A 3,916-nucleotide genomic window follows, 5' to 3' on the forward strand; every position below is an offset into this window, starting at 1 on the left:
ATCGCTCAACAGGCTTTTTTCAGTGTAATATATTCATTTTGTATTGCAGGTACATAATAGACCGTCAAACCATCTCCGGCTTAAGTGAGAATAAATTTTATTCCATATTTTTCAGAGCAAGCACCTTCGGTATCCTGCGGATACGTATGAAATCGAACACTGTAATGATAAGATAAGCCGCAAATACGAGTAGGAATTCCTTTACAAAGCCAGATGCAGGCAGTATGAATGAGAACCATCCACTCATCTTCATCATAATGAGTTTCCAGAAGAACGCCATAAGCTTGTAGCCTATGTAGACTGCAAGGAATTCAGATAAGAATACCACGACAGCCGTAGGCACAAGGTAAAGCGAAGCTATCTCTCCGTTTTCATAGCCAAGTATCTTTGTCATGGAGATAGAGCGTTCATTTTTCTCGATTATTATCTTTGTGAGCAGATACAGTATTATCGCAGCCACGATAAAGCACACGTACTGGAAGTACTTCATATACGCCCCCATAGAGTGATCAAGCTGATCCGCCACCTTGATCATATCCTGAGCGGTTATCTCCTTTGCGATATATTCCCTGTCGATATCTGTTATCATATTATCGGACATATATCCGCTGAACTCATTCTGCTCCTTGTCAAAAACACTGTTGAATCGTTCGTTGTCCATAAAGACGGCAACTCCGGCAGAATATCCGTATATGTCCTTTACCGTCCATTCATATTCCCTGTGCTCGTATTTCTCGGAAAGCGTAATGGTGTCCCCTGCCTTGACATCATACTTATCAGCATAAGCCTTGGATATATATACAGAGTCGTCCCCGCAGCTGCCTAGCTTTACGTATCTGCTGTCATTTTCGATACCGTAAACAGCTACTTCCTCGTTATATGTATCTGACTTTCTTTCCAGTGATGTCACGGAAAAACGCTCTGCTTCTTCATCCTCTGTGGTTATAATATTACCGTCGCTGTCCTCGGTACTGCTGAGTATTATCTGATCCTCTGCAAATATCATATCCGGCATTGCGTCCTGATAATAGGACAGGGTCTCTGGCATTCCCACAGCCATTGAGATAAGCAGCATCACAAAGGTTATACCTACGAAAAGCATCAGGTAATTCGGAATATTCTGCAAAAATACTCTCATTCGGAAACGCTGGAAGAATCTCCATTTTGGCAGTCTTATCGCCTTTTTCCTCTTTTTCTGTTTCAGGTCATGCCTTAAAAATCTGAGGGGCGAAAGCTTAAGTGTTCTTGTTATGACAACAGCGTTTATTATCAGCATGAGCACGACCGGTACTACAGTTGTTTTTATAAACGCTTCAGGAGTCCATAAAGTCTCAAACCCCGGCAGGCTGTAGCTGCTGTAGTACATATTCGCAACTGTATTCTTGAACACTGTGTATCCGAGGATATTTCCTATAACGGCAGCAATAATGACGATAAGCAGCGGAGCACTCATATAGTAGCGTAGAAGCTCTCCCCTGGTGTATCCCGACGCTCTGAGAGTACCTATAACTGATGACTCCTGTTCAAGTGTCGTGCTGATAGTTACTGCAAAGATGAAGGCAAGAACAGCGGTGAGGATATATAAAAGAACTCCTCCCATAGCTTTATCCTTGCCTATATCGTCCTGCGCAAAGTTAAGAGCCTGGTTCGCATAAGCAGGAACATAGTCCTCTATCTTCAGATCTTCCGTATCCGAAACAGCAGTCTGCGTTATGAGCGCTTTAAGGAAATTCTCCGAAAGCTTCTTTTCCTCATACTCATCGGAAGGCTCCTTATTATATGTGAATGCATAATTTGCACATGTATTGGCACGGATACGCTCAAAGCCCCCATCAGTCACCATTCCCACATCAAAAGTAAGAGCGTCGAACATGGTGTCGGTATTGCTTTCATATAGGGCGCTGTAATCCTCAAAAGCAGCAAGTCCAACTACTTCAAAATCCGTATTTCCTGCGTATAATGTATCGCCCACTTTTATATTTGCATTGTCTGCATGCATACGGTCGATAATTATCTCGTTGTCATTTTCAGGAACTCGTCCTCTGAGGACATCATAAAGATCAATGTCACTGCGCTCAGCATAGACGCGTATAGTACCGGAATAACTTCTGTCCAAAGGCAGAGACTCCTCTGTGTCCTTATAGAAGAGCTCGTAGACCCTGACCGGTACAGCGTCAAATTCATCATTAAGGCCATAGCGCTCGGCAAGCTCATCGTACTTATCGTCTATTTCCTTGTCAATCTCTTTTTTTGCCTCATCCATTGCGTCTGACAAAGCTTTTTCATAGTCCCCGGACTCCTTCGCGACCTTCAGTGCTTCACTGTAAGTCTTGTCATAATTCTCAGCGACAGCCGAGTTGTATGCGGAGCTGATCATGCTCTCGCGCTCGCTTTCTGTTACCTCCGCTCCCATAATCTTTGCAGCGTTTATCTGTTCGTCAACAGCAGCAGAGACCTGTGTCTTTATTGCATCCCTTACCTGCTCACCTACCTTTTCGGCAGCAGCTTCATCTACGGCTTTTTTTACCTCGTCAGTCGCTTTGCTGTAAGCGCGTTCACGGTATACCGTAGGAACATCTGCAAGCTCCCCGGTTTCAATAGCCCTTATGGTCGCTTCATCCGCTTTTATTGACAGCTTAAAGTGTCCGTCCTCACGCTTCATTGCCGTAACATTCTTGTCAAGGGAGATGAGCATACTGTTATTTGCAACATACATCCCCGATACGAAGCCAATAGTCACGATAAGCAAGAGTCCTATCATCAGGTATCGCTTCCAATCCCGGAGCATATCTTTCCATACACGTATGCGCAGAGGATCCTTCGGACGCCTGCCGAATGAGATACTGTTCTTCTCCATACTGCTCCCCCCTTACCACTCTATCTCGGCAGCTGTAAGCTTTTCCTTATTGATGATATCGTGCCTTATTTTGCCGTCACGGAGCTTTATGATATGGTCAGCCATTTGCTTTATGGCTTCGTTATGAGTTACCATAATAACGGTATTTCCGTACTTCTGATTGACCTCCTCGATGAGCTGCAATATCTCCTTTGAGGTCTTGTAGTCAAGAGCTCCTGTTGGCTCGTCGCATAAGAGTATATCCGGATTTTTTACTATAGCGCGTCCGATAGATACTCTCTGTTGCTGACCGCCTGAGAGCTGGTTTGGAAGCTTGTGGCGGTGCTCGTACAGACCAAGTATCTTCAGAAGCTCGTCGATGTCAAGAGGCTTATCCGACAGGTAAGCGCCTGTTTCTATATTTTCCTTCACATTCAGATTTGGGATAAGATTATACATCTGGAACACATAACCGAGATGCTTGCGCCTGTACCTTGTAAGGCTCTTTTCATTCATTTCCGCAAGCTTATCACCATTTATGGATATTTCGCCTTCGTCTGTGCTGTCTATGCCGCCGAGTATATTGAGCAGTGTGGATTTGCCCGATCCCGAAGGTCCGAGAAGTACGCAGAATTCACCCTTTGCAACTGTAAAATCAATTCCCTTGAGGACCTCCTGTTTCGTATCGCCGCTTCCGAAACTCTTTTTCAGTCCACGGACTGAAAGAAACGCTTTGTCTTTCTTACTCATTATCTCCATCTCCTTATGTCATTTTCCATATTCATGCTAAAAAGCCCGATCTCTCGCAAAGCTCATATGAACACATGAATATCTATTCATATATTAGCATATAATTACATTAAAGTCAAGTAGCTATTCCCCATTTCGTCGGTTTGTATATTATCATGTCTAACAGATTAAATGCCTTATGTTAGCATGCACAAATATTAATAAAGATATCAATGACAAGCTCTTTTTCTTTCTTATATAATAACTTAGCCCTGCTATTTAAGCAGGGCTCTGTTGGTTTTGAATAACATAATTGATGGTATCATTTCGAATTATATTTAGCTGTTTTAG

General features: G+C 43.3%; 2 protein-coding genes. Both read right to left on the reverse strand.

What is annotated here, in order from left to right:
• Positions 1-97 precede the first annotated feature (97 nt).
• Positions 98-2,857 carry an FtsX-like permease family protein gene (locus J6U00_RS09105; protein ID WP_296581194.1) on the reverse strand — a complete coding sequence of 920 codons (2,760 nt, stop codon included), beginning with the start codon at positions 2,855-2,857 and terminating at the stop codon, positions 98-100.
• Positions 2,858-2,869: 12 nt separating this feature from the next.
• On the reverse strand, positions 2,870-3,586 hold the full coding sequence (locus J6U00_RS09110; RefSeq protein ID WP_296581196.1) for an ABC transporter ATP-binding protein: 717 nt from the start codon (positions 3,584-3,586) through the stop codon (positions 2,870-2,872).
• Positions 3,587-3,916: the final 330 nt, after the last annotated feature.

Source organism: Ruminococcus sp., assembly GCF_017650195.1.
Lineage (GTDB): Bacteria > Bacillota > Clostridia > Oscillospirales > Ruminococcaceae > Ruminococcus.